This window comes from Ameyamaea chiangmaiensis, assembly GCF_013376175.1.
Taxonomy (GTDB): domain Bacteria; phylum Pseudomonadota; class Alphaproteobacteria; order Acetobacterales; family Acetobacteraceae; genus Ameyamaea; species Ameyamaea chiangmaiensis.
This window is the reverse complement of record NZ_JABXXR010000159.1, coordinates 1-5,817: the sequence shown is the minus strand read 5'-3', so window position 1 is coordinate 5,817 and position 5,817 is coordinate 1. Positions and strand designations below refer to the sequence as shown.

General features: G+C 63.3%; 4 protein-coding genes. 3 read left to right on the top strand and 1 reads right to left on the bottom strand.

What is annotated here, in order from left to right; all coding sequences use genetic code 11:
- The 3 genes from HUK82_RS13885 to HUK82_RS13875 form a co-directional block, all read left to right on the top strand.
- On the top strand, positions 1-2,197 hold a 2,197-nt coding region (locus HUK82_RS13885), incomplete at its 5' end, for a TonB-dependent receptor (protein WP_176614527.1).
- A complete protein-coding gene (locus HUK82_RS13880) occupies positions 2,197-3,597 on the top strand; it encodes an amidase (RefSeq protein WP_176614526.1) in 1,401 nt (466 codons plus the stop codon). The genes HUK82_RS13885 and HUK82_RS13880, both read left to right, overlap by 1 nt.
- Positions 3,594-4,706: a P1 family peptidase gene (locus tag HUK82_RS13875; RefSeq protein WP_176614525.1), complete on the top strand. Its 1,113-nt coding sequence runs from the start codon at positions 3,594-3,596 to the stop codon at positions 4,704-4,706. Before HUK82_RS13880 ends, HUK82_RS13875 begins: the two co-directional genes overlap by 4 nt.
- A 28-nt stretch (positions 4,707-4,734) precedes the next feature.
- On the opposite strand, the gene HUK82_RS13870 is transcribed toward HUK82_RS13875, so the two are convergent.
- Positions 4,735-5,640, bottom strand: a complete 906-nt coding sequence (locus tag HUK82_RS13870) for a DMT family transporter (RefSeq protein WP_176614524.1) — start codon at positions 5,638-5,640, stop codon at positions 4,735-4,737.
- Positions 5,641-5,817: the final 177 nt, after the last annotated feature.

The following is a 5,817-nucleotide window of genomic DNA, read 5'->3' as shown; positions in this document are numbered from 1 at the left end:
CGTCACGCGCGCGGCCCCGGCGGCGCGCGCCACAACCGCCGGCACGACGGCCAGCGGGCTGGAAGAAGTGACCGTCACGTCCGAACGCCGTTCGCAGAGCGCACAGAGTCTGGGCAGTTCGGTCAGCGTCATCAGCGCGCAGACACTGGCGGCGCGTAATGTGAACAACGTCTTCGACCTTCAGTACCTGACGCCGTCCCTGCAGGTCACGCCCCAGTTCGGCAGCGGACAGCCCGCGTTCACGATCCGTGGTGTCGGGTTCAACGATTATGCCAGTGACAACGCGCCGACCGTGGGTGTCTATATGGACGAGGTCGCAAGCCCCGTCCCGTTCGCGACGAACGGGCTGATGTTCGATATTGCCCGCGTCGAGGTACTGCGCGGTCCACAGGGGACGCTTTATGGGCGCAACACGACGGGGGGTGCGATCAACTACATTCTGAACAAGCCGACCGACCATTTTTCCGTTGGAGTGAACGGGCAGTATGGCAGTTATAACGCCGCCAAGGTCGATGGTTACATTTCCGGCCCGATCACCGACAAGATCAAGGTGCGCCTGTCGGGAGAGGAACAGAGCGGCGGCGCGTGGCAGTTCGACGGCATGGGCGGCCATCTGGGCGACGTTCAGCGGGGCGCACTGCGTCTTCTGGTCGAGGCGCAGGCGACCGATACGCTGAAGGTCAGTTTCAACCTGCATGGCAGCATCGATCATTCCGACGGCGGGGGCACCCATCTTTTCACACCCCTGACATCGCTTCAGACCTATGTCTCGCCGACATCCCCCGTGTATCCGGCCGATACGAACCGCGATATCACCCACTGGGGAACATCGTCGCAATATGCCTCCCTGATCGGCATCAGCCGTAACCAGAAGCCATTTCATCATATCGACGTCGGTGGCATGAGCCTGCGGCTGGATCAGCAGTTTTCGTTCGCGACCCTGACGGAACTGGCGAGTTACGACGTTGCGAACCGGCAGGAATACGATAATTTTGACGGATCGTCGCTGAATATCGCCGACGTGTACTTCAACACGCGGGCCAATGTGTTTTCAAACGAACTGCGCCTGACGTCTCGGGCGCCGGGGCCGCTGACCTGGGTCGCGGGCATCTATTACTCAAATCAATATCTGTCGGATCAGTATATTTCCGGCTTTGAAAGCGTGTACGGCTTCAATCGTGGCGTTTTCTATTCGCAGAAGGTCGACACGGTCAGCGGGTTCGGCCAGCTAAGCTGGAAAATCAACGATAAATGGACCCTGACGGGTGGTATACGCGGCGAGTACGAGCATCGACAGCTGGATAATTTCCGTGCCTATAGCTTTCAGGATTCCATTGCTGCTGGAACGATGACGGCTTATCAGGCACGGCGTAATTATGACTACGCGAAGCCGTCCGGCAAGGTGGAGTTGCAATACCGGCCGATCCATAATGATATGCTGTATATCTCGGCCAGCCATGGTGTGAAATCGGGTGGTTTCACGACCTACAACACGGCTGATGTCCAACGCTCCACCACGCCGTTCAAGCCCGAACAGCTCTGGGCCTACGAAATCGGCAACAAGTTCGATCTGCCGCGCGAGCATCTGCGTTTTAATCTCTCCGCCTTTTACTACGATTATCATAATGAGCAGATACAGTCGGCGACGGTGAACCCCCAGACCGGTCTTGTGGGCGCTATCGTCAACGCGCCCCGGTCTCATCTGGCGGGGGGCGAATATGAAATCGACTGGTCACCGCTGCCGGGTCTTCTTGTCAGCCAGAGCGGTGGCTGGGCCGTCGGCCAGTTCGACCGGTTCAGTTCGATTGTCAAAGCTAATCTCGTGAACGGTGTCTTTGTCGGCGAGTATCGTAATCGCAAGGGGGACTCTCTTCCGGCACCCAAGCTGACGTTCAATGGCAGCGTCAGCTACAAATGGCGTATGGGTCGGTATGATCTGACCACCGGCATGAACTACTCGATCCGCTCGACCTATCGCTCGCTGTTCGGTTCGCTGTATGACGTGGCGGGTTATTCTTTGTGGGGTGCCACCATGTCGTTCGGACCGCGTGACGGAAAATGGTCGATTTCGGCCTTCGGCAACAACATCTTCGACAAGAAGTATGATGTGGAGCGCAACTACTTCGTCAATGGCACCAACATTGCCATGGCGGGCATGCCGGCGACGTGGGGCGTGCGGGCAGGGGTGAACTTCTGATGCCGCTTCGCCACGACCTCGATACGGCGTCGCTTCTGGCCGGATATCGCAGCGGTGCGTTTACGCCGCGTGATTATATGGATGTAATGCTCGCCTATGTTGAAGCCTGCGAGCCAAAGGTTGGAGCACTGTGGGGTTACGAGCCTGATCAGGCCCGGGCCGAGGCCGATCGCTCCACGGCACGCTGGCGTGCGGGTGCCCCTGTCGGCTCTCTCGATGGTGTGCCGGTCACGGTCAAGGAACTGATCGCGACGAAAGGTATGCGCGTGCCCATGGGAACGGCCGCGAGTGAAAGCGCAGCCGCCACCGAGGACTCGCCCATTGCCGCGCGCCTGCGCGAAGCCGGCGCGATCATCTTCGCTCGCACGACCGTGCCCGATTACGGCATGTTGTCGTCTGGCCTGTCGAGTTTTCATACGCTGGCCCGCAACCCTTGGGATCTTGCGACCAATCCGGGTGGGTCAAGCGCGGGGGCAGCCTCGGCGGCGGCGGCGGGATATGGCCCGCTGCACGTCGGCACGGACATTGGCGGGTCCGTGCGTTTGCCGGCCGCCTGGTGCGGGCTGGTCGGCTTCAAGCCGACGTTAGGGCGTATTCCGATCGACCCTTACTATACCGGTCGTTGTGCTGGTCCGATGACACGCACCGTCGACGATGCGGCACGCATGATGTCGGTGCTCAGTCTGCCGGACTCGCGCGATGCCACCAGCGTGCGTTACGAGCCGATCGACTGGCACGCGCCCGGAGAGGGGGTTGCGGGCCTGAGGATCGGGCTGATGATGGAGGCTGGATGCGGCATGGCGCTGGACGACGAAATCGCGTCCGCCGTCCGTGACGCCGCGCGCGTGTTCGAGCAGGCCGGCGCGACGGTGGTGGACGTGGGGCCGGTTCTGAACCGCGCGATGCTCGACGGTATCGACGATTTCTGGCGCGCGCGCTTCTGGGGCGACATGCAGGCCTTGTCCGACGAACGGCGGAGCAGAATTCTGCCGTATATCCTGCAATGGGCGCAGGGAGGCGCGGACGTGAACGGTGTGGCGGCGGTCAAGGGTTTCAACCAGACCTTTGCCATGCGGGCCGCGTGCGCGGCGTGCTTTGACGGGGTGGATGTCGTCCTGTCTCCCACGACGCCCAATCTGTCCTTTCCCGCGACATGGGCGTCGCCCGTCAACGATCCCGCGCGACCGTTCGAGCATATCGCCTATACCCTGCCGTGGAACATGGGCGAGCAGCCTGCGTTTTCCATCAATTGCGGCTTTTCGCGCGGCGGCACGCCAATCGGTCTGCAGATCGTCACGCGGCGTTTCGAGGATCTTCAGGCGATGCAACTCGCATTCTGGTACGAGCAACAACGCGGACCGATAACCAACTGGCCCACGATCGCGGAGACAGCGGCATGAAGCGGCGGTCATTTCTGGGGGCTGCATCATGGGCAGCGATTGCGCCGGCCTGGAGTGCGCCCAAGCCCGGTCTGGGTCCGTTTGGCCCCGGCGCACCGGGACCGTTGAATCTTATCACCGATGTCGCCGGCCTGAAGATCGGTCTGTCGAATGACGCCCATGCCCGGACAGGCGTGACGGTGATCGTGCCCGACGCGCGCGCCGCCGCGGCGGTCGACGTGCGCGGCGGCGGTCCGGGCACGCGGGAGACGGACGCGTTGACCGCAGGTAATCTGGTGCGGTCGGTCGATGCGATCGTGCTGTCGGGCGGATCGGTTTATGGTCTGGCGTCGGCGGACGGTGTCGCGGCGTGGCTGGGTGCGCGGGGCCGGGGGTTCAGCATGGCAAAGCAGCCTGGCGTGCCGCCGTCGCCGATCGTGCCGACTGCGATCCTGTTCGATCTGGCCAATGGCGGTGACAAGGCGTGGGGTATGGACCCGCCCTATCGCGCACTAGGTGTGGCTGCGATCGAACACGCGGCGGCCGGGGCTTTTCCTCTGGGTACCGTTGGCGCCGGTTACGGCGCGGGAGCGGGGTCTCTGAAGGGCGGTCTGGGTTCGGCATCGTGGCGCACGGGCGATGGCATGACGGTGGGGGCCGTCGTGGGCGTCAACAGCCTCGGTTCGGTCGTGGTGCCTGGGACACACAATTTCTGGGCGGGTGCGTTGGAGCATGGGCATGAGTTCGGTGGACTCGGCCCGTCCAGCGCCCATGTCGACGGCGAAGACTGGGGCCTTGCCAAGATCAATCCCGGTGCGCGGGCAAACACGACGATCGCCTGCATCGCAACGGACGTCGCCTTGGATGCGGATGAACTGCGCCGCGTGGCGATCATGGCGCAGGATGGTCTGGCGCGCGCGATCCGCCCGATCCATTCCCCGTTCGACGGCGACGTGATCTTCGCACTGTCCACAGCCCAGCGCGAGGTTCCCACGGACGCGCCGCGTCCCTTTGTGGTCGCGCGCCTCGGGGCTCTGGCCGCCGATGTTCTGTCGCGGTCGGTCGCCCGTGGTGTGTATGAGGCCACCTTGCCGCCGGGGATGCAGGGCAAGACCTGGCGCGATCTGTAATCGCGGCGGGGCACCGTTCGTCGTAACGTCAGCCCTGTTCGACCTCGGCAGGTTGTGGGGTGGGCCGACGCCGTATGAAGGCGATCGCATTGCCGAGCAGGATGAGCCCGAGGCCGGCCATCATCCCGGTTGACCAGACGGCGCCTTCGAACACGGCCGAGACGGCCAGGGCGATCACGGGTGACAGGATGGTCGTATAGGCCGCGCGGTCCGCGCCGATGCGTCGCATCAGGTCGAGATAGACCAGAAAGCCCGCGACGGAACCGAAGAGCGACAGATAGAGCAGTCCGCCCAGCCACGCCCCGGTCAGGGGCGGTGTGAACGTATGGCCGAGCGCCCGGACGACGACGGCCATCAGCAGTGCACCTGCGGTCATGCCGTAAAACACGGTGTTGACGAGGCCGAGTTGGAAGCGGGCCAGACGACGCGAGATCATGTTGCCGCACGAAAACAGGGTGGTGCCGATCAGCGCGAGCAGCAGGCCGGGCCACGCGGCGGGGGCTCCGTCACCTGTGTGTGTCGCGGGTATCCCAAGCATCAGCGCCACCCCGGCGACACCGATGATGCCACCGGCAAGGATTCGGGCGTCGGGCCGCTGTCGGAAGAACAACCACTGATTCAGCGCGTTCAGCACGGTCGCCATGCTGAACACCACGGAGACGATGCCGCTCGGCAGGTAGGTTTCGGCACCGTAGATCGCCAGGAAGTTGCACGAGAACAGGCAGGCGCCCAGAGCGATCAGCCACGGCAGGATGGCGCGCGGCGGCGCGCGCAGTCGTCCGGTCAGGGCCAGCCCCGTGCCCAGCGTGGCGGCCGCGAGGGCAAAGCGCCAGAAGATGGCGACGTCAACCGGGGCGCCCCCCACCTGCAGATGAATGGCGAACCAGGTCAGGCCCCAGAGGAAAACAACGCTGACGAACAGAAAAATTGTCATGAGGCCCGGGCCCGAATGTGGTGTCCGTGCTGTGTATTCTGCTTCGGGCGCGCTGTAACCGGACCCCACGAAAAAGGCCCGCCCCCTGTCTGGGAGGCGGGCCTTTTCGTCGTATCGGGTGTCTACTGCGCGATCAGACGGAGTAATACATCTCGAACTCGACGGGGTGTGGTGTGT